A 20373-nucleotide genomic window follows, 5' to 3' on the forward strand; every position below is an offset into this window, starting at 1 on the left:
GTGATTCCACCTGATGGAGCTCTCCTCCAGCCCGCGCAAGAAAGATGGCCGCGATTGCGCTTGCGGGATGCCAAGTGGTCGATGCAGCGCTTCCCGCCCATACCCGCACCGTATCGCCCCTACCCGGCGCCTGCATTGGACATCACCGGTGCGGCGGCGCATCCATCGGGGTGGAACCCACCGATGACGAGGCCTTCCATGCAGACCCCGCACGCGCCCCCGGCCAATTCTCAAGCACCCGAGGCCGGGACGTTGCGGGCGCCGCCCAGCTGCGCCGCCCTGTTCACCGGCTTCCTCGGCCTCGGCTTGATCGGCTTCGGCGGGGTCCTGCCGCTCGCCCGGCACATGATCGTGGAGGACAAGCGCTGGCTGACGGCCGAGGCCTTCGCCGAGATGCTCGGCCTCTGCCAGTTCCTGCCAGGCGGCAACATCATCAACCTCTCCGTCGCCATCGGGCTGGAATTCCGCGGCGTCGCCGGCGCCGTCTCCGCGCTCATGGGGCTCATCCTGGGGCCGACCGCGGTGGTGATCGGCCTCGGCGTGATCTACGACCGCTTCCGCGACGACCCGCACCTGCAGCACCTGTTCGCCGGCCTGGCCGCCGCCGCCGCCGGGCTGCTGGTGGCCACCGCGCTGAAGATGCTGCTGCCACTGCGCCGCAACCTGCCGGGCCTGGCCATCGTGCTGCTGTGCTTCCTGGCCATCGCGGTGCTGCGGCTGCCGCTGCTGCCCAGCATGGCGGTGCTGGCGCCGCTCAGCATCCTCGCCGTGAAGTGGAGCAGCCGGTGAGCACGCTGCTGGCCCTGGCGCTGATCTTCGCGGAACTCTCCCTGCTCGCCTTCGGCGGCGGCAACACCATCCTGCCCGAGATGCAGCGGCAGGTGGTGGAGGTGCACGGCTGGATGTCCGCCCAGGATTTCAGCGCCTTGTTCGCCCTGGCCCAGGCGGCACCCGGGCCGAACATGATGGTGGTGCCACTGGTAGGCTGGCACGTGGCCGGCTGGGGCGGGCTGCTGGTGTCTTCCCTCGCCAAGTTCGGCCCGTCCTCCCTGCTGACGGGCATCGTGCTAGGGCTGTGGAAACGCTTCAAGGACCGCCCCTGGCGCCGCACCATCCAGGCCGGGCTGGTGCCGATGACGGTCGGCCTGGTCGCCGCCAGCGCCGCCCTCATCACCGAAGCCACCAGCACGCACTGGCTGCTGGTGGGCATCACCGCCGCCACGGCGGCCGCGATGACCCTGACCCGGGTGCATCCGCTCTGGTTGCTGGGCGGAGGGGCGGTGGCGGGGTTGTTGCTGTTGTGACGTGCCGGGGGATGCAGGCCGGGGAAAGAATTCCCCGGACCCCTCCTTTTCTTTCTGCGGGTTTGGCGGCGCGCCTCAGCGCGTAGGACGGGCGCTTCTTGATGATTTTAAAGATGGGTCATGTGGGCTGAACCGTCAGTCGGAGGTCTTAGACCTCGGCGCACCCAGCCGTCTCTCAGGCCTAACCCACCAAAAGTCACTCCTGAAAACTCGATAAAAAGGGAGAAGGGGTCCGGGGAATTCCTTCCCCGGCCTTCCTCCAACGCCCCAGGTCTCAGCGCCCCGTCGGCACGTACCGCCACACGCTCGCCGGCGGTACGTTCAGCGGTGTCCAGGCTTCGCGTTTCGCCCGCAGGCCCAGCCGGGCGTAAGGCAGGGGGGAGGTGGCGCAGTAGGTGTAGAGCAGGAAGCCTTTCCCCGGCGCGACAGCTTCCACCGCATCGACGAAGCGTTGTTGCTGGGGTTGCGGCAGCAGCACCAGCGGGATGCCGCAGATGGCGGTGCCGACCTTGCCGTGCAGGGCGCGGGGCAGGATGTCCGGCAGGGCGAAGGCGTCGCCGGTCAGAACGGTCACGCCGGGCAGGGTGTCGCGCAGGTGGCTGGCCATGTCTGGCTCGATCTCCACCACCACCAGCTTCTCCGGCGGCAGCCCGGCTTCCAGCAAGGCGCGGGAGACGACGCCGGTGCCAGCGCCCAGCTCCACCACGATCTCGTCCGACTGCCAGCGCGTATGGCGGGCGATGCGCCGGCACAGGGCGGGGGAGGAGGGGACGACGCTGCCCATGCGCAGCGGGTGGCGCAGCCAGCGGCCAAGGAACAGGGCGATGCCGGGCCGGGGCGCGCGGCTGATGCTGTCGAGCAAGGCGGCGGTGTCCTTCATGCAGGTTTCGGCATCGGCGGTGGCGGCCATTGTGCGTGCGGGCGCCGTTCTCAGCGGCAGCCCTGCCAGGCGTTTCGTGGCCGCCGTGGTGGACGCGGGATGCGCCCCCTTTTCACGCAGCGGCGGGGCGCAGTGGGGCGGCCCCGGCGGCGGGGGGCATGGCGGGTGTCAGCGTCTCGCGGAAGCGGGCGGCGCAGGCGGCCCAGGACCAGCCTTCGGCGTAGCGGCGGCAGGCCGCCGGGTCGGCCTCCAGCGCCTTCAGGCAGGCGGCGCGCAGGTCTTCGTCCAGCGCCCCGACCGGTTGCGGCGCGGTGCCGATGACGTCGATCGGCCCGGTCACCGGAAAGGCGGCGACGGGCGTGCCGGCGGCCAGCGCCTCCAGCAGCACCAGGCCGAACGTGTCGGTACGGGAGGGAAAGACGAAGACATCGGCGCCGGCATAGGCGGCGGCGAGCTTGCCGTTCTCCAGCCGCCCGGTGAAATGTGCCCGCGGGTACTTCGCCTGCAGCGCGGCGCGCTGCGGGCCATCCCCCACCACCGCCTTGCTGCCGGGCAGGTCGAGCGCCAGGAAGGCCTCGATGTTCTTCTCCACCGCGATGCGGCCGGCATAGAGGAACACCGGGCGGGGCAGCCCGTCCCAGGCCGCGCGCGGCTGCGGCTTGAAGCGTTCCAGGTCCACGCCGCGGGACCAGGGGGCAAGGTTGTGGAAGCCGCGTTCCTCCATCTCCCGCGCCAGGGAGGGCGTGGCGACCAGCACGGCGGAGGATGGGCGGTGGAAGTGCCGCATCAGTGCCCAGCTCCACGCTTTCGGAACCTTCGTGCGGGCATGCACGTAGTCCGGGAAGCGGGTGTGGAAGGAGGTGGTGAAGCGCCAGCCGCGGCGCAGGCAGATGGCGCGGGCCGCCCAGCCCAGCGGGCCCTCGGTGGCAATGTGCACGGCATCCGGGCGGAATGCGTCCATCAGCCGCGCCAGGCGGCGGCGAGGCAGCAACGCCAAGCGGATCTCGGCATACCCCGGCGTGGCGATAGTGGGGAAGCGCTCGGGCCCGATCACCTCCACCGTGTCACCGCCGGCACGGAGATGGTCCACCACGACGGAGAGGGTACGGACCACGCCGTTCACCTGCGGGAACCAGGCGTCGGAGATGATGAGGAGGCGGGTGGGTACGCCGGGCTGCATCGTCACGCGGGCAGCGACAGGCGCGGCTCGGGCGCCGGCAGCGGGGGAAGGGAGTGGGACATGCGAAGCTCCGCCGCCCAGTCGAGAAGTTCGAAGCGCCCATCGGCATGTTCGACCAGCGCGGTGCAGCTTTCCACCCAGTCGCCGTCATTCATGTAGGCGATGCCGCCGATGTCGCGCATCTCGGCATGGTGGATGTGGCCGCAGATGACGCCGTGGTGGCCGTGGCGCCGCGCCTCGGCGGCCAGCGCCGTCTCGAAGCGGTCGATCGCCTTGACGGCTTCCTTGACCTGCCGCTTTAGCCACTGGCTGAGCGACCAGTAGGGATAGCCCAGCTTGCGGCGCAGCCCGTTGAACCAGCGGTTGAGGCCGAGTGCCATGGTGTAGGCACTGTCCCCCAGCAGGGCCAGGAAGCGGTAGTAGCGCACCACGCTGTCGAACTCGTCGCCATGCATGACCAGGAAGCTGCGGCCATCGGCGGCGGTGTGTACCGCCTGCAGCGCCAGCTTCACCCCCGCCACTTCCAGCCCCAGCCAGGAGCGGAAGATCTCGTCGTGGTTGCCGGGGATGTAGGTGACGGCGGTGCCGGAGCGGGCCAGCTTCATGATGAGGCGCAGCACCTCGTCATGATGCGCGTCCCAGTACCAGGTCTTCTTCAGCCGCCAGCCATCGACGATGTCGCCGACGAGGTAGAGATGCTCGCATTCGACGCCGCGCAGGAAATCCGCCAGGAACTCCGCCCGGCAGCCGCGCGTGCCGAGATGGGCATCGGAGATGAAGACGCTGCGGTAGCGGCGCTTCGAGCCCCGCTCATGGAACAGCGACTGGCTCGCTGGGCTCTGGTGCATGGGGCATTCCCGCGCTGCGATGGCGCCTGGATACCGGCGAACTCGATAAAAGGGCGTGACGGTTTTCTGAAATCGCCCGGCAGGATGCGGCGTGCGGCCGCCGTGTGGTCTAGAGACTGCTGCGGAGATCTGCCGGGCCGGTCACAACGGCCTCTCCCGCGCCGGCTTCGCCAGATATCCCGCCGGCACGGGAAACCCCGGCTGTGCCCTCGGCCGGCAGAGGTCCGAAACAGTTCCTGGGTGACGCGCGCGCATGCTCATCGTCTTCAATCCGGCCGCCGGCAGCCGGCGCCGCTCCCGCCTCGATCGTGCCCTGGCCCTGCTGCCCGGCGCGCGGCTGGCCGAGACCCATGGGCCCAGCCATGCCGAGGCGCTGGCCCGCCAGGCCGCCGCCGCCGGCGAGGATTGCGTGGTGGCCGCCGGCGGCGATGGCACCATTGCCGAAGTGGCGGCCGGGCTGGTCGGCAGCCAGACCGCGCTGGGCATCCTGCCGCTGGGCACCGCCAACGTGCTGGCGCTGGAACTCCGCCTGCCCCGCCAGCCGGAGGAGGCAGCCCGCGCCCTGCTGACCGGGCAGGACACGGCGCTGTGGCCCGGCATCGCCCGCTTCGGCAGCGGCCAGTCCCGCCTGTTCGTGCAAATGCTGGGCGCCGGGTTCGACGCCATGGTGGTGCGCAACCTGGACCTGCGGCTGAAGCGCCGCGCCGGCCGCGCCGCCTATGTCTGGCAAGCGGCGCGGGAACTGCCCCGCTACCGGTTCCGGCCTATCCAGGCCGTGCTGGATGGCGGCGCCCCCATGCCCGCCAGCGCCCTGGTGGTGACCAAGGGCCGCCTCTACGCTGGCCCCTTCCGCCTTGCCCCCGGTGCCACGCCGCTGCGCCCTGGCTTCCACGTGGCACTGATCGGCGGCGGCGCCCTGCACGCCGCCATGGCCGGCGCGCTGCTGCCGCTGGGCCTGCTGCCGCACCTGCCCGGTCTGGTGCTGCACCAGGCCTCCCGGATTGCCCTCCGCGGCGAAGACGTGCCGACGCAGATGGATGGCGACGTGACCGGCGACCTGCCAGTGACCATCGACGACGCCCCGGCACCCCTGCGGGTCCGCTTGCCTGCGGGGTCGGGGACGGAGCATGGGAGGAAGGCTGGGGAATGAATTCCCCAGACCCCATCTTTTTTCTTCGAGTTTGGCGAAGCGCTGCAGGACTGAGAGTGGCGCTGCTTGATGATATTCAAAATGGGCCACGCGGGCTGAACCGTCAGTCGCCGCAGGTCCAGGACCTCCGGCCATCTCTCAGCACTGCCGGTTCAACAGCCCCACGCAGAAAACTCGAAAAAAGAAAAGATGGGGTCCGGGGAATTCCTTCCCCGGCCTTCTCCTTCCCTTTCTGAACACCGCGCGTCGGGCCGCTCAGCGGCGCCGGCGTTGTTGGGCTTCTTCCTGGCGCATTTCCACGAACACCGCATAGTCGGCGTGGCTGGTGCGGGACCAGCCGACGGCGCTGCCGCGTTCCACGGCCTTGTGGATGTCCGGGTGTGCGGCGGGCAGGGCCAGGTGGAAGGCGACCATGTCTTCCTTGAAGGCCGCCGGCAGGTCGGACCGCACGACGATCGGCCCGTTCTGGATGGGGCGGGAGGTCCAGATGACGCGCAGGTCCTTCACGTCCAGCATGCCCTTCTCGACCGCGGCCCGCAGGGTGCCGCGCGTGTAGGGGTATTCGCCCTGGCCGGAGACCCAGGTGACGCCGGCGTCGTATTGCTTCTGCAGCACCGCCACCAGCGCCTGGTCGTGCCCGCCGCCGAAGCCGGTGCGGGAGAAGAACTGCCCGGGCTCGGGGTTGATGCCGGCGGCGCGCAGCTCGGCGCGCGGGATCAGGTAGCCGGAGGCGCTGTTGGGGTCCGCCCAGGCGATGGAGTGGCCGCGCATCTGTTCCAGGCTGGTGATGCCGGAATCGGCGCGGACATACATGACGGCGACATAGGCGGTGGAGCCGTCCTGCTCCCGCGTCACCAGGAGGGGCTCGACACCGCCATTGGTATCCATCCACACGCCGGCATAGGCGGCGGGGGACATGTTGGCGATTTCCAGCTGCTTGGCGGCGAAGGCCTGCTGCACGCCGCCATAGTCGCTGGCGAAGTACAGGCGGGCGGGGACCTGAAAGGTATCCTCGAACAGCTTGGCGTAGGCGCCGTAGCGGCCGAGGCGGTCGCTCTCCGACTCCCCGCCGAGCACGCCGATGCGGATCTGCGGCACCTGGGTGGCCCAGGGGCGCTTGCCGGGCGCCGGCATGGCGGGTGGTGCGGCGGTTTGGGCGCGGGCCGGGCTGGCAGGGGCCAGGGCGGTGCCGGCGGCGAGGCCGGTCAGGGCAAGCAGTGCGCGTCGTTGCATGAAGGGCACTCCGGGTGCGCGGGAGGGGTTGTGGCAGGAGGATGACGGAATTCTTTCACCCTCCGCAACGGGCATGTCCTGGCTTCGTTACGCCTGGGCCGCCTGGCGGGCGGGGCTGGCATGCAACCCAACGAAACGGTGCTTCGCTCCCCGGTACGCATGGGTGTAAGGGGGGGACGCCATGGTATCGAATGAACTCCGCGCCGGCCGTCCCCTGGTCGGTGACCGCGCTTCCGCGACGCCCGAAGTCCCGCCGCCGCCGACACCTCCGGGTGGCCGGCCGCCGGGGGGGCGGCCTCCGCGCGCGCCACGGGGCGGGGGGGGCGGCTTCGGCCGCTGGATGCGGCGGCTGATGGGCTGGGGCCTCTCGCTGGGCCTGGCGCTGGCGGTCATTGCCGGCATTGCCGCCTACGGCGTGTACCAGACCGCCGGGAAGGACCTGCCGGCGCATGCCTGGCTGGCCGACTACCAGCCCCCGCAGATGAGCCGCATGTACGCCGCCGATTCCCGCCTGATGGCGGAGATGGCGCTGGAACGCCGCGTGTTCCTGCCGATCGATGCCATCCCGAAGCGGGTGCAGGAAGCCTTCATCGCGGCGGAGGACCAGCGGTTCTGGAGCCACCATGGCGTGGACCCGGTCGGCCTGGCGCGCGCGGTGGTGACCAACCTGGAAGGCATGGGCAGCGGGCGGCGGGCCATCGGCGCCTCCACCATCACCCAGCAGGTCGCCAAGAACATGCTGGTCGGCAACGACCGGACCATGATGCGCAAGGTGCGGGAGGCGATCCTGTCCTTCCGGCTGGAAAGCGCCATGTCCAAGCAGCGCATCCTGGAGATCTACCTCAACGAGATCTTCCTGGGGCAGCAGGCCTATGGCGTCGCCTCGGCGGCGATGAACTACTTCAACAAGGGGCTGGATGAGCTGACGCTCAGCGAGACGGCCTTCCTGGCCGCCCTGCCCAAGGCACCGAACAACCTGAACCCCACCCGGTACCCGGACGCCGCCCGCGCGCGCCGGGACTACGTGCTGGACCGCATGGTGGAGGATGGCGCGGCCACCGCCGCCGAGGCCGCCGCCGCGAAGCAGGAGCCGATCGTCGTCCGTGGCCGGCAGCGGCCGGACATGCTGGCTACCGGCCAGTACTTCACCGAGGAAGTGCGGCGCGACCTGGTGGCCCGCTTCGGCCAGGACCAGACCACGATGGGCGGGCTGGTGGTCCGCACCAGCATGGAGCCCGAGCTGCAGGCCGCCACCGAGGAAGCCCTGCGCGAGGGCCTGACCAGCTACGACCGCCGCCGCGGCGGCTGGCGTGGCCCGGTGGCGAAGATTTCCGCCGCCGCGACCGAGTGGATGCCGCAGCTGGAGGCTACGACCCGCCCGCCCGGCGCCCAGCCGGACTGGAAGCTGGCCGTGGTGCTCTCGGTCGAAGGCCGCAGCGCCCGCGTGGCGTGGCTGGAGCGGCCGACCGACGGCCGCCCCGCCCAGCCGCGCCAGGGTACGCTGAATTTCGAGGATTTCTCTGGCTGGGCCCGCCCGGTCAACGCCCAGGGCCGCATCGGCGGCGCGCCGCGCCGGGTGCAGGACGTGATGAATGTCGGCGACGTGGTGATGGTGGAGAACCAGCCCGCCCGCCCGGCCGAGGGCCGGACCCCGGCGCGGCCGGAACGCCTCTCGCTCCGCCAGATACCCAAGGTGCAGGGCGCCGTGGTGGCGCTGGACCCGGCGACGGGCCGCGTGCTGGCCATGGCCGGCGGCTACAGCTTCGAGCAGAGCTGGTTCAACCGCGCCACGCAGGCGATGCGCCAGCCCGGCTCCTCCTTCAAGCCGTTCGTCTATCTGCCGGCGCTGGAGATGGGCATCCCGCCCAACCAGCGCCTGCTGGACGCGCCGATCGAGATCATGACGCCGCAGGGCATGTGGCGCCCCGGCAACTACAGCCGCAACACCAACGGCATGGTGACGATGCGGACGGCGCTGGAGAAGTCGCTCAACCTCGTCACCATCCGGCTGGCGCAGGAGATCGGCATCGACAAGGTGGCGGATGCCGCCGCGCGCTTCGGCATCATCCCCAACATGCCGCGCGTGCTGGCCATGTCCCTTGGCGCTGGCGAGACGACGGTGCTGCGCATGGCCGCCGGCTATGCCAGCTTCGTCAATGGCGGCAAGGCCGTGGCGCCGACGCTGATCGACAGCGTGCAGGACCGCTTCGGCCGCGTCGTCTGGCGCGCCGACAACCGCCGCTGCGAGGGTTGCGGCAGTGCCGCCAGCGCCCAGCCGCCGACCCTGGTGGATGAGCGCCGGCAGATCACCGACCCCATCGCCGCCTACCAGATGGTCTCCCTGCTGCAGGGCGTGGTGCAGCGGGGTACTGGCACGCGCGCCGGCGCCGGGCTGAACCGCCCCATCGCCGGCAAGTCCGGCACCACCAACGACTACATGGATAACTGGTTCGTCGGCTTCACGCCGGAGATCGTCGTCGCGGTCTGGGTGGGCTTCGATGAGCCGCACAGCCTGGGCGATGGCGAGACCGGCGGCGGCAACGCGGCGCCGATCTTCCACGACGTCATTGCCGCCGCGCTGCGGAACAGCCCGCCAGTGCCGTTCCGCGCCCCGCCCGGCGTCTCCCTGGTGCGGGTACAGGCCAGCAATGGCGACACCATCCTGGAGCCCTTCCGCCCCGGCACCGAAAATGCCGCCCGCGCGCCGATCGGCGATACGGGCGAGGGGGTTGCCGCCGGGACGGCCGCCGGGGCCGATAGCTCGCTGGGCGGGCTTTACTGAGGGAGCTTCAGCTTCCGGAGGGTAAGGCCGGGGGAAGGAATTCCCCCGGACCCCCATCTTCTTTTTGCGGGTTTTTGCCTTTGCGGCTGGGTGCCCGGCATGGTCGCACCATCGATGGCTGTCGAGACAGACCGTTCGGCGCGCTCGGCCTGTTCCATCCTCACAGGCGCTGACGGTTGCGCAGGCCCGGAACGCCGGGCGCCGCCTGGCGCCTACCGACATTCGGCGCGCGACAGGAGGGAAGGTCAGGGAAAAGAATTCTCCTGCGTAAACGTATACGTTTACGCCATCTTTTTCCTGTCAGTCGGTGGGGGCCACCTGGGCTGAAGGTCCGGCCTCCAGCCGTCACGGGCCTCTGGGCGTAACCTGGGGCTCAACAGGCTGGACGCCCACTACAACCACATCCGAAATATTCACAGAAAAAAGAAGGGGTCCGGGGAATGCTTTCCCCGGCCTTCCCCCGCCCCGGCCCATCCCAGGCAGGCTGCCCATTCAACTTCGGCCGCTTTTGTTCTAAAGAGCCCCCATGCGCGCAGATGCCGAGGCCCTGAACGGGCAGATCCAGGATTCCATCGCCCTGTTGCGGCGCCACCTCGACTGGGATGTGGCGCTGCGCCGGTTGGACGAGGTGAATGCCCGCGCCGAGGACCCGACGCTGTGGGACAAGCCCGACCTGGCGCAGGAGGTTATGCGCGAGCGTGGCCGCCTGGCCGACCAGATCGAGGGCGTGCAGAAGCTGGAGCAGGACGTCCGCGACGCGATGGAACTGGTCGAGATGGCGGAGGCGGAGGGCGATGCGGCCACCGCTGATGCCGCCGTGGCCGACCTGAAGGAATTCGCCAAGGAAGCCAAGCGGCGCGAGATCGAGAGCCTGCTCTCCGGCGAGGCCGACATGCGCGACGCCTTCCTGGAAGTGAATGCCGGCGCTGGCGGGACCGAGGCGCAGGACTGGGCCCAGATGCTGCTGCGCATGTACACCCGCTGGGCCGAGAAGCGTGGCCTGAAGGTGACCATGACGGAGGAGAGCGAGGGCGAGCAGGCCGGCATCAAATCCGCCACCATCCAGGTGACCGGGCCCAATGCCTATGGCTGGCTGAAGACCGAGAGCGGCGTGCACCGGCTGGTGCGCATCAGCCCCTTCGATGCCGCCGCCCGCCGCCAGACGAGTTTTGCGAGTGTCTATGTCTTCCCGGTGATCGACGACAAGATCGAGATCGAGATCAACCCGGCGGACTTGCGGACCGATACCTTCCGCGCCTCCGGCGCCGGTGGCCAGCACGTGAACAAGACCGAGTCGGGCGTGCGCTTCACGCATATCCCGACCGGCATCGTCGCTGCCTCCACCCAGGACCGTTCCCAGCACCGCAACCGCGTCATCGCCATGGATATGCTGAAGGCGCGGCTCTACGAGCTGGAGCTGCGCAAGCGGGAAGAGGTCAATGCCGCCACAGAGGCCGGCAAGACCGATATCGGCTGGGGCCACCAGATCCGCTCCTACGTCCTCGCCCCCTACCAGCTGGTGAAGGACCTCCGCACCAATGTGGAGAAGGGCAACCCGGACGCGGTGCTGGATGGCGAAATCGACGACTTCATGGCCGCCGCCCTGGCCAGCCGCGTCGGTGCCACCCGCAGCGAGGCCAGCGCGAACGCGCGCTGACCCGGCGCGCGGCCACGCCGATGACGGATGCATCCTGGAGCGCCGACCTCGCCGCGCTGCCACCCTGCTGGCAGGTCGCCCTCCGCGCTGAGTTCGAGGCGCCCACTATGCGCGCCCTGGCGGCGTTCCTGGCCGCCGAGCGCGCGGCGGGCAAGCACATCTTCCCCGCAGCGGCGCTGACCTTCGCCGCGCTGCGCCGCACGCCACTGGATGCGGTGAAGGCGGTCATCCTGGGGCAGGACCCGTATCACCGGCCCGGCCAGGCTATGGGGCTGTCCTTCTCGGTGCCGGAGGGGGTGCGGATTCCACCCTCGCTGCGGAACATCCACAAGGAACTGGCGGCCGATTGCGGCGTGGCGATACCGCCGCATGGCTGCCTGACGGACTGGGCCGACCGGGGTGTGCTGCTGCTCAACACCGCGCTCTCGGTCGAAGAAGGCAAGGCGGGCAGCCACGCCCGCGCCGGCTGGCACGTGTTCACCGACCGGGTGATCCAGGCGGTGAATGCGGGGCCGGCGCCGGTCGCCTTCATCCTCTGGGGCGGGCACGCGCGGAAGAAGGCGGCCATGGTGGATACGGCGCGGCACCTGGTGCTGGAATCGGACCACCCTTCGCCCCTGGCCGCCGCCCGCGGCGCCAGCAGCCTGCGGCCGTTCGCCGGCTCCCGCCCCTTCAGCCAGGCGAATGCCTTTCTGGAGAGCCAGGGGCGTGGCGGCATCGACTGGCGGCTGTAGGCGCTGGGGGCGGGCCTTTCTCCAGGTGCTGCCATTTGAGGGACAGGCCGGGGAAGGAATTCCCCGGACCCCTTCTTTTCTTTCTTCGAGACACGGGGTGGCATTGGGAGCATCGGCCTTTCAGATCTTGCCGGCTACGCACGGTTCAGACCGAGTGGTCCATGATCGTCCGCAGGGCTCCATTGGCCAGGTCCGAAGCCCGACGCTGAACTCGTAGAAAAAAGATGGGGTTTGAGGGGAATTCCTTCCCCCGAACTTCCTTCCCGCGCCGGCTGAATGTCGATCGGTCCCGGCATGCAGGCTGCCCCAGGATCAGGCCGCATCGGAGGACGTCACCGGTGTGGAACCGACCTCCGGTCCGGCGCATGATTCATGTCTTCGGTTGATTTAACTGCGACGATCACGCTCACGCCGGGTGCGAGAAGGGCGGCCTGATCAGCTGGTGGCGTAAACCCGGCCGTGGCGCCGGGCGTTCCAGGTGCAAGCCACCAAGGGACATGCACCATGAGCCAGATGAGCCTCTCCGATCTGTCGGAAAAGATGCGCCAGATCGACATCGCCATGCTCTCCACCCACGCCGAGGATGGCTCGATCGCCAGCCGGCCGATGAGCAACAATGGCGAGGTCGAGTATGACGGCCGCTCCTACTACTTCACCTGGGAGCAGTCCCACATGGTGGGCGAGATCAAGCGCGACCCCAAGGTCTCCCTCACCTTCCAGGGTCCCAAGGCCTTCGCCGTGGCGGTGGAAGGCAAGGCGGAGCTGGTGCGCGACAAGGCGCGCTTCCAGGAACACTGGACGCCGGACCTGGACCGTTGGTTCGAGAAGGGGATCGACACGCCGGGCGTGGTGATGATCGAGGTCGGCGCAACCCGCATCCACTACTGGAACGGCGAGGAGGACGGCGAAATCACGCTGTAAACTGAAGGCCAGGGCCGATCGACATTCGGCTCAGGGGGAGAGGGAAGGCCAGGGGAAAGAATTCTCCTGCGTAAATGTAGACGTTTACGCCATCTCTTTTCTGTCAGCTGGCGTGGAACTCAGGACCAGCAGATGCGGCCTTGGGAAAAATCACGGGCCATCTGGACTGAACCAGCAGCCTCCGGCGTCACCCTGCTCTGGGCCTGGAAAAGCTGACACCGCCACATCCGCGCCCGAAAGACTCGCAGAAAAAAGAAGGGGTCCGGGGAATTCCTTCCCCGGCCTTCCTGTCCAAGCCCGGATGTCGATCCGGCCCAGGAGAACGGGGGAGCCTGCCAAAGACGGCGGAACTCCCCTCTCTCGAGAAAAGAAGATGGGGCCTGGGGGAATTCCTTCCCCCAGCCTTCCCTTTCTTCAGTCCGCCACGCGGCGCCGCCGCAGCAGCAGGCTGGAGGCCATGGTCAGCAGCAGCGTCGCCGTCATCAGGATGAAGGCGATGGCGCCGCCAAAGGGCCAATTATTCTGCTCGACGAACTGGCCATAGACCAGCGGCCCCATGGTCTGGAAGCGCGGGCCGCCGATCAGCACCGGCGTCGCGTAGGCGTTCATCCCCAGGATGAAAGTGAGGATGCAGCCGGCGACGATGCCGGGTGCCGCCAGCGGCACCAGCACGCGGCCGATCATCCGCCAGGGTGGCGCGCCCAGGTTGAAGGCCGCTTCCTCCACCGAGCGGTCGATGCCCTCGATCACGCTTTGCAGGCTCAGCACCATGAAGGGCAGGTTGACCGCGGTGATGCCGATGATCACCGCCGTCTCCGTGAACATGATGTCGAGCGGCGTGGCGATGACGCCGAGCCCCATGAGGGAGGCGTTCACCACCCCCTTGGCGCCGAAGGCCACCATCCAACCCGCCGCCCGCACCGCGTTGCCGACGAACAGCGGCAGCACGACGCCGATCAGCAGCAGGTTCTTGTACCGGCTGCGGGTGCGGGCCAGCACGTAGGCCAGCGGGAAGCCGACGAACAGGCAGATCACCGTCACCAGCAAGGCGATGCGGAAGGTGCGCCACAGCACGGCGGTGTAGAACGGATCGGTGAAGAACTTGACGTAGTTCTCCAGCGTCAGCGCATCCACCATGAACTGCCCGGGCACGAAGGCGTTCAGGCTGTAGCGGAACAGCAGGGCCAGCGGCACCAGCAGCGTCAGCACCACGAAGATGGTGGCCGGCGTCACCAGCCCGGCGGCGGTGCCATGGCCCTGCGTTCCCAGGCTCATGCCTTGAAGACCTTGTCCCACCACTCCTTCATCGCCGCGTTTTCACGGGCGAGGTAGGCGTAGTCCAGGTCCACCAGCCGCTTCTGCTCGGTCTCCGAGAAGCCGATGCGGTCATGCAGGGCGGCTTCCACCGTGGCGTTGGTCACGGTCGGGTTGAAGCCCATGTCGATGGCGAAGGCGTCCTGCGCGGACTTCTCCAGCATCGCGTCCATGTAGGCGTAGGCACCGGCCTTGTTGGGCGCGTTCTTCTGGATGAGGAAGCCGGTGACATACATCGGGATGCCTTCCGACGGCGCCACCATCTGCAGCGGGATGCCGGCATTCTGCCACTGCACGCCGCGCGCCTTCCACATCATGCCGAGGGCGATCTCCTCGGTCTTCATTGCCTGGGCGAAGGCCTCGTTGGTCGGGTAGAGGCGCGCGCCGGCCTTCTTGGCTTCCAGCAGCAGCGGCTTGCCCTTCTCGATATCCGCCACGCCGCCGCCGGCCGCCAGCGCCGCCGCCACCATCACGGTCTGGTACTGGATGTCGATGAAGCCGATCTTGCTGCCGTGCTTCGGGTCGATCGCATCGCGGAAGCTGACGGGCGCTTCCACCAGCTTCGGGTTGTACATGACAACCTTGCCCGAATAGATGTGGCCGATGCCGTATTTGTAGCGCATCGACGGAATGATGTTCGCGGCGTTGGTCAGCTTGGAATAGTCGATCTCCTCCGCCGCACCGGCCTCGCCGATCTCGTAGATATTGGCGGCGGAGAAGCCCTGGATATCCACGGTGCCGCGCGGCAGCCGGCGCTCGGCCAGCACCTTGGCGCGGCGCGGGGCGTCCGAGGCCTGGTCCTGCACCACTTCCCAGCCCTTCGGCTTCAGGATCGGTTCCTCGATGTTCTTGGTCAGCAGGCGGGCATAGTCGCCGCCCCAGGTGCCGACGACGACGCGGCCGGCGGCCAGCGCGGGGCGGGAGAGCATGGGCAGCGCGGCAGCGGCGCCGAGGCCGAGCAGGGCCGCGCGGCGGGAGACGGGGAAGGCGCTCATGATGGGCAACTCCGCTGTGGGGGGTTCGTCAGGCAGCTTCGGAAAAGACCATGCCGGCGGCACGCGGCCAGCCGATGGTCACGCTCTCGCCCAGGCCGGCGGCGGGGGTGCCGCCCCGGTTGGGCATGTGCAAAACGACGCGCTCGGTGGGGGAGAGCCGCACATGCAGCTCCAGCACCGGGCCGAGATAGGAGGTGAACTCCACCGTGCCGGAGAGGCTGTTATCCTCCGCCCCCGGATGCAGGTGGATGGCTTCCGGCCGCACGGCCATGACGGCGGGGCCGGAGCGCGCGGCGGGGTCGCAGGCCAGGCGCAGGCCGCCCTCGGTCTGGAACACGCCGGGCTCGGCCACGCGGCCCTGCAGGAAGGTGCTGCGGCCGACGAAGCCGGCGACGAAGCGGTCGGCCGGGCGTTCATACAAATCCTGCTGGCTGCCCACCTGGCGGATGGCGCCCTCGGCCATCACCACCAGCCGGTCGGCCATGGTCAGCGCTTCTTCCTGGTCGTGCGTCACCATCACCGCCGTCAGGCCCAGCTGCTTCTGCAACTGGCGGATCTCCACCCGCACCTCCTCCCGCAACTTGGCGTCGAGGTTGGAGAGCGGCTCATCCAGCAGCAGCACGTCCGGGCGGATGGCCAGCGCGCGGGCCAGCGCCACGCGCTGCTGCTGGCCACCGGAGAGCTGCCGTGGCAGCCGGGCGGCGTACTGGGAGAGGCGGACGAGGCCGAGCGCGGCCAGCGCGCGCTGCTCGCGCTCCGGCTTCGGCACCTTCCGCATCTCCAGCCCGAAGGCGACATTCTCCGCCACGCTCATATGCGGGAACAGCGCGTAGTTCTGGAACACCATGCCGGTGTTGCGGCGCCAGGGCGGGCGGTGGGTGATGTCCTCGCCCCCCAGCGTCACCCGGCCGGCGCTGGGGTCGACGAAGCCGGCCACCATGCGCAGCGTCGTCGTCTTGCCGCAGCCGGAGGGGCCGAGCAGCACGAGGAATTCGCCGTCCGGCACATCCAGGCTGACGTCGCGCACCGTGGTGACGGCGCCATAGGTCTTGGAAAGGCCGCTGAGTTCGAGCCGTGCCATGGCGTCACACCACCTGAGAAAGTTTGACGAAGCGGTCCGTCACCAGCATCGCGATGCCGATCACCAGGATCTGCAGCAGCGACACGGCGGCGACGGTGGGGTCGATCTTCCACGCCAGGTACTGGAGGATGGCGATGGGCAGCGTGGTCTGCCCCGGCCCCACCAGAAACAGGCTGGCCTCCAGATTGCCGAAGGAGGTGACGAAGCCGAACAGCGCGCCCGCGACCAGCCCGGGCCGGATGGCCGGCAGGGTGATGCGGCGGAACGTGGTCAGCGGCGTGGCGCCGAGGTTGCGCGCCGCTTCCTCGATCGTCGGGTTCAGCGTGCCCAGGCTGGCGGTGATCAGCCGCACCGCCCAGGGAATGACCACCAGCGTATGCGCGATGACGAGGCCGATGGTGGAGCCGAGCAGCGGCCACTCCGTCGCCATCTCCAGCTCCAGCTCACCGACATAGAAGGCGGCGCCGAGCACGACGCCCGGCACCACCAGCGGCAGCAGCAGCAGCGTGTTCAGTACGCCGCGCAGCGGCAGCCGGCTGCGCACCAGCGCCATGCTCGCCGGCACCGCCAGCAGCAGGCCGATGGCGGTGGCGGCGATGCTCACCTGCAGGCTGAGCAGGAAGCCGGAGGTAAAGGCACGGTTGCCGGGAATCTCGGCGAACCACTTCAGCGAATAGCCTTCGGGCGGGAAGGAGGGGATCTCCTGCCGGAAGAAGGCCAGCCACATCACCAGCAGCAGCGGCAGCAGGATGAATCCCAGCCCCAGCCCGGCGGCTCCGTTCAACGCCCAGCGTCGCAGGTGGCGCGGCATCAGCCCCCCTTCACCAGGGCGCCGCCCTTGATGATGATGGGCATGTGCGCGCCCTGGCGCGTCAGCAGCGCGAGGTCCTGCAACGGGTCGCCATCCACCACGACGAAATCGGCGAAGGCGCCGGGCGCCACCACGCCGAGCTTGCCTTCCATGCGGCAGAGCTTCGCCGCGATATGGGTGGCGGAGGCGATGACGAGTTGCGCCGGCAGCACGCGGCCACGGATGACGAATTCCTCCGATTGGTGCCGGTGCATCTCGCCGAGCAGGTCGGAGCCATAGGCCATCGGCAGGCCGGCGGCCTGCATGCGGGCGATGGAGTCCATCCCCGCCAGCCGCACGTTGTCCACCTTGGCGACGGCTTCCGGCCCGATGCCCAGCGCCTCGCCCTCCGAGGAGAGCTTGTCGTAGGTCACCAGCGTCGGCACCGCGATGGCGCCCTGCTCCGCCGCGAAGCGCGCCGTCTCCTCCGTGATCAGGTTGCAGTGCTCGAGGGAGTGGACGCCGCATTCCACCGCGCGGCGGATGCCGTCATCGGTATAGAGATGCGCGGAGACATAGGTGCCGGCGTTGCGCGCCTCCTCCACCGCCGCCTCGATCTCCTCCCGCGAGAAGCCGAGGAAGTCGATCGGGTCGGTGGGGGAGGCCACGCCGCCATTGGCCATGATCTTGATAAAGCGCGCGCCGCCCTTGATTTCTTCCCGTGCCGCGCGGCGCACTTCCGCCACGCCATCGGCCAGCCGGCCCAGCGCGCCGAGGCGATGGCTGAAGCGCGGCGTGGAATTGTCGAACGGCCCGCGGAAGTCGCAATGCCCGCCGGACTGGCTCAGCGCCTTGCCGGAGATGACGAGGCGCGGGCCGGTGACGAAGCCCTGCTCGCTGGCCAGCACCTGGCCGTGGTCGGCGCCGCCGACGTCGCGCACCGTGGTGAAGCCGCGCAGCAGCATCTCGTGCTGCAGGCGCATGGAGCGCGCCATGATCAGCGAATCCGGCAGCGTTGCGTTGCGGCCGAGGCTGGCCTCCACGGCGACGATGTGCACATGCGCGTCGATCAGCCCCGGCATCAGCGTCTTGCCGGCGAGGTCGATGACGGTGGCGCCCTGCGGCGCGCGGGCATTGGCGCCGACTTCGCGGATGGTGCCGTTCTCGACCACCACGCCCTGGGGCGCGGTGGGCTCGGGCGCGGTGCCGTCGACGATACGGGCGTTGGCGAGGAACATCGTGGTCATGGCGATTGTTTCTTCTTCAGCTGCGGGCACGGCGGGCTTCGACGAAGGCGGGCACCAGCAGGGGCGCCAGCGGTAGCACCTTGGCGAGGGCCGCCTCGTCATAGGCGTGCTCGGCATCCAGCAGGTTGCAGGTGCCGATGGTCTGGCCGTCGTAGCGGACGGGCAGGTTGATGACGGAGCCGAGCCCCATGCTCTCGATCAGCGCATGGTCGGGGAAGGCCCAGCGGATACCGGCGACGTCGCGGCCCAGATAGGGCTGGCCGCCGGCCAGCACATGCGTTCCCCAGGGCGTCTCGGTCATCTGCTTGCGGCCGCTGGTCGGGTATTCGGCCGGGTGGCTGGACCAGACGCGGGCGACGTCGGTGCCGTCCACGTAGAGCAGGGTGAACAGCCGGTGGCCGACCAGCCGCCGCGTCTCCTCCTGCAGGGCGCGGTAGAGGGTCTCGGGCTGGCCGGGTTCGGCCAGCAGGGGGAGGAGCTCGGTCATGCGGATACCTTCGGCGCGGCGGGGATGCGTTCGGGCAGCACGCCGCGTGGGCGGAGATGCAGCACCAGCAACAGGGAAAGCCCGACCAGCGCCTCGCGCAGCGCCGCTACCTGCACCGGCTCGATGCCCGGCACCTCGGCGGCCAGAAAGCGCGTGCCTTCCAGGAAGGCCACCACCGCATAGGCGCCCAGCACCGCGCCCAGCGGCCGGCCGAGGCCGCCGGCGGTGACGGCGAGGAAGATGTAGATGGTGATCAGCGGCTGGAAGTGGTCGGGCGAGATGTAGGACTGGTAGTGGGCGTAGAGCGCGCCCGCCAGCGCCGCGATGGCGGCGGAGAGCGCGAAGGCCTGCAGCTTCAGCCGCAGCACCGGCTTGCCGGCGAAGGCGGCCAGCTCCTGGTCCTCCCGCACCGCGCGCAGGGCGCGGCCGAAGGGGCCGGCATCCAGCCGCCGCAGCAACAGCGCCACCAGCAGCACGACCAGGCTGACGCCGATGCACCAGGCCCAGTTGAAGCCGGCGGTGCCGAGCGCCGCCTTGCCGGGGGCGGCGATGCCGGAAAGCCCGTCCGCGCCGTTGGTCAGCCAGCGCTCGTTCAGCGCCACCAGCCGCACCACCTCGCCAAAGCCCAGCGTGACGATGGCCAGGTAGTCGTCGCGCAGCCGCAGCGTCATGCCGGTGACCATCAGGCCTGCCAGCACGCCCGCCAGCATGGCGATGCCGAGGCCGAGCGCGACGGGCAGCCCGGCGCCGGTGGCCAGCGCCGTGGCATAGGCACCGATGCCGAAGAAGCCGGCGAGGCCGAGATTGACCAGCCCGGCGCTGCCCCAAGCGAGGTTCAGCGCCAGCGCCAGCAGCGCATAGACGCCGCCGATGGTGATGGAGAAGAGAAGGTAGGAGAGCATCAGGCCGCCCTCTCGCCCAGCAGGCCACGCGGCCGGAAGGTCAGGATCAGCAGGATGGCGACGAAGCCCACCGCCGTGCGGTAGGTGGCCGGCACCACCAGCAGGGACAGCTCTTCCGCCAGCCCCAGCGCCAGGGCCCCGACGACGGCGCCAGGGATGGAGCCGAGGCCGCCCAGCACCGCCGCCGCGAAGACGGAGAGCAGGACGCGGTAGCCGGTCATGGGGTCGATCGAGGTATCCAGGCCCAGCAGCACGCCGCCCGCGCCCGCCAGCCCGGCGCCGAGCATGACGGCGATGGCGGCGATGCGCGACGGGTCGATGCCCTTCAGCCGCGCCAGGTCCGGGTTGTCGGCCACCGCGCGCATGGCGCGGCCGAAGCGGGTGAACATCAGGAAGCCGAACACCGCCCCCACCACCACGACGGCCAGCAGCAGGTTCCACAGCTGCTGCACGCCGATGAAGATGCCGCCCAGGATCAGGTCCGGGCGGATCGGCAGGTCGAAGCCGCGCAGGTCGTTGCCGAAGAAGAAGCGCAGCACGTTCTCCAGCACCAGGTTGACGGCGATGGAGGCGATGGCGACGGTCAGCGCGCCGGAAGGCATCAGCCGCCGCAGCAGCCCCTGCTCGCACACCAGGCCGGTGAGGCCGCCCGCCACGAAGGCCGCCAGCAGGGCCAGCGGCGCGCCGAAGCCGAAGCGGGTGTTCACCCACCAGCCGGCGAAGGCGCCGACCGAGACATAACCGGCGATGGCGAAGCTCGGGTAGCGCAGGATGGCGAAGATGGCGGTGAAGCCCACCGCCGGCACCGCGATCAGCGAGCCGGAGAGGAGTCCGTTCACCAGGGCCTGGAGGAGGGCTTCCATCGCCG

Annotated in this window: 19 protein-coding genes; 7 read left to right on the plus strand and 12 right to left on the minus strand. The window is 69.5% G+C overall.

The features are described from left to right. The first annotated feature begins 183 nt into the window (after positions 1–183). Both IBL26_RS05590 and IBL26_RS05595 read left to right on the plus strand, forming a co-directional pair. Complete coding sequence (locus IBL26_RS05590; protein ID WP_241749047.1) at positions 184–789, plus strand: chromate transporter; 606 nt, start codon at positions 184–186, stop codon at positions 787–789. Beyond that, a complete protein-coding gene (locus IBL26_RS05595) occupies positions 786–1304 on the plus strand; it encodes a chromate transporter (RefSeq protein ID WP_187783475.1) in 519 nt (172 codons plus the stop codon). Before IBL26_RS05590 ends, IBL26_RS05595 begins: the two co-directional genes overlap by 4 nt. Positions 1305–1578: 274 nt before the next feature. On the opposite strand, the gene IBL26_RS05600 is transcribed toward IBL26_RS05595, so the two are convergent. The 3 genes from IBL26_RS05600 to IBL26_RS05610 form a co-directional block, all read right to left on the minus strand. Next, entirely contained in the window at positions 1579–2214 is a 636-nt protein-coding gene (locus IBL26_RS05600; protein WP_241749049.1) for a class I SAM-dependent methyltransferase, read from the minus strand. 82 nt (positions 2215–2296) lie between these two features. Beyond that, positions 2297–3364 carry a glycosyltransferase family 4 protein gene (locus IBL26_RS05605; protein WP_187783519.1) on the minus strand — a complete coding sequence of 356 codons (1068 nt, stop codon included), beginning with the start codon at positions 3362–3364 and terminating at the stop codon, positions 2297–2299. A gap of 2 nt (positions 3365–3366) precedes the next feature. Next, positions 3367–4212, minus strand: a complete 846-nt coding sequence (locus IBL26_RS05610; protein WP_187783476.1) for a UDP-2,3-diacylglucosamine diphosphatase — start codon at positions 4210–4212, stop codon at positions 3367–3369. A 253-nt stretch (positions 4213–4465) separates the two neighbouring features. Here IBL26_RS05610 and IBL26_RS05615 point away from each other — a divergent pair, with 253 nt between their 5' ends. After that, positions 4466–5362 (plus strand): diacylglycerol/lipid kinase family protein, encoded by an 897-nt coding sequence (locus IBL26_RS05615; protein WP_187783477.1) that lies wholly within the window; start codon positions 4466–4468, stop codon positions 5360–5362. Between the two features lie 255 nt (positions 5363–5617). Here the strand turns inward: IBL26_RS05615 and phnD are convergent, their stop codons facing one another. Further along, positions 5618–6595: a phosphate/phosphite/phosphonate ABC transporter substrate-binding protein gene (gene phnD / locus IBL26_RS05620; protein WP_187783478.1), complete on the minus strand. Its 978-nt coding sequence runs from the start codon at positions 6593–6595 to the stop codon at positions 5618–5620. Positions 6596–6947: 352 nt separating this feature from the next. On the opposite strand from phnD, the gene IBL26_RS05625 reads away from it, so the two are divergent. From IBL26_RS05625 to IBL26_RS05640, 4 genes are all read left to right on the plus strand, one after another. Next, positions 6948–9377, plus strand: coding sequence for a penicillin-binding protein 1A (locus IBL26_RS05625; RefSeq protein ID WP_187783479.1), 2430 nt, complete (start codon positions 6948–6950; stop codon positions 9375–9377). A gap of 526 nt (positions 9378–9903) precedes the next feature. Then, positions 9904–11034, plus strand: coding sequence for a peptide chain release factor 2 (gene prfB, locus IBL26_RS05630; RefSeq protein ID WP_187783480.1), 1131 nt, complete (start codon positions 9904–9906; stop codon positions 11032–11034). A gap of 20 nt (positions 11035–11054) precedes the next feature. Beyond that, complete coding sequence (gene ung, locus IBL26_RS05635; RefSeq protein WP_187783481.1) at positions 11055–11768, plus strand: uracil-DNA glycosylase; 714 nt, start codon at positions 11055–11057, stop codon at positions 11766–11768. A 504-nt stretch (positions 11769–12272) separates the two neighbouring features. After that, positions 12273–12689, plus strand: coding sequence for a pyridoxamine 5'-phosphate oxidase family protein (locus tag IBL26_RS05640; RefSeq protein ID WP_187783482.1), 417 nt, complete (start codon positions 12273–12275; stop codon positions 12687–12689). A gap of 414 nt (positions 12690–13103) precedes the next feature. On the opposite strand, the gene IBL26_RS05645 is transcribed toward IBL26_RS05640, so the two are convergent. The 8 genes from IBL26_RS05645 to IBL26_RS05680 are packed head-to-tail and all read right to left on the minus strand — an operon-like array spanning position 13104 to position 20368. Then, positions 13104–13964 (minus strand): ABC transporter permease, encoded by an 861-nt coding sequence (locus IBL26_RS05645; RefSeq protein ID WP_187783483.1) that lies wholly within the window; start codon positions 13962–13964, stop codon positions 13104–13106. Beyond that, positions 13961–14998 carry an extracellular solute-binding protein gene (locus IBL26_RS05650; RefSeq protein ID WP_187783484.1) on the minus strand — a complete coding sequence of 346 codons (1038 nt, stop codon included), beginning with the start codon at positions 14996–14998 and terminating at the stop codon, positions 13961–13963. The genes IBL26_RS05645 and IBL26_RS05650 overlap by 4 nt, the downstream gene beginning before the upstream one ends. 28 nt (positions 14999–15026) lie before the next feature. Then, positions 15027–16079, minus strand: a complete 1053-nt coding sequence (locus IBL26_RS05655; RefSeq protein ID WP_187783485.1) for an ABC transporter ATP-binding protein — start codon at positions 16077–16079, stop codon at positions 15027–15029. A gap of 4 nt (positions 16080–16083) precedes the next feature. Next, positions 16084–16890 (minus strand): ABC transporter permease, encoded by an 807-nt coding sequence (locus tag IBL26_RS05660; protein WP_206684147.1) that lies wholly within the window; start codon positions 16888–16890, stop codon positions 16084–16086. Further along, the gene (locus IBL26_RS05665; protein WP_187783486.1) at positions 16890–18116 is read right to left on the minus strand and encodes a metal-dependent hydrolase family protein; all 1227 of its coding nucleotides are present in this window, start codon (positions 18114–18116) and stop codon (positions 16890–16892) included. The genes IBL26_RS05660 and IBL26_RS05665 overlap by 1 nt, the downstream gene beginning before the upstream one ends. 16 nt (positions 18117–18132) lie before the next feature. Further along, on the minus strand, positions 18133–18603 hold the full coding sequence (locus IBL26_RS05670) for a GAF domain-containing protein (RefSeq protein WP_187783487.1): 471 nt from the start codon (positions 18601–18603) through the stop codon (positions 18133–18135). Then, entirely contained in the window at positions 18600–19505 is a 906-nt protein-coding gene (locus tag IBL26_RS05675) for a branched-chain amino acid ABC transporter permease (protein ID WP_187783488.1), read from the minus strand. Before IBL26_RS05675 ends, IBL26_RS05670 begins: the two co-directional genes overlap by 4 nt. Further along, on the minus strand, positions 19505–20368 hold the full coding sequence (locus IBL26_RS05680) for a branched-chain amino acid ABC transporter permease (RefSeq protein WP_187783489.1): 864 nt from the start codon (positions 20366–20368) through the stop codon (positions 19505–19507). Before IBL26_RS05680 ends, IBL26_RS05675 begins: the two co-directional genes overlap by 1 nt. Positions 20369–20373 lie beyond the last annotated feature (5 nt).

Source organism: Teichococcus aerophilus (genome assembly GCF_014490485.1).
Lineage (GTDB): Bacteria > Pseudomonadota > Alphaproteobacteria > Acetobacterales > Acetobacteraceae > Pseudoroseomonas > Pseudoroseomonas aerophila.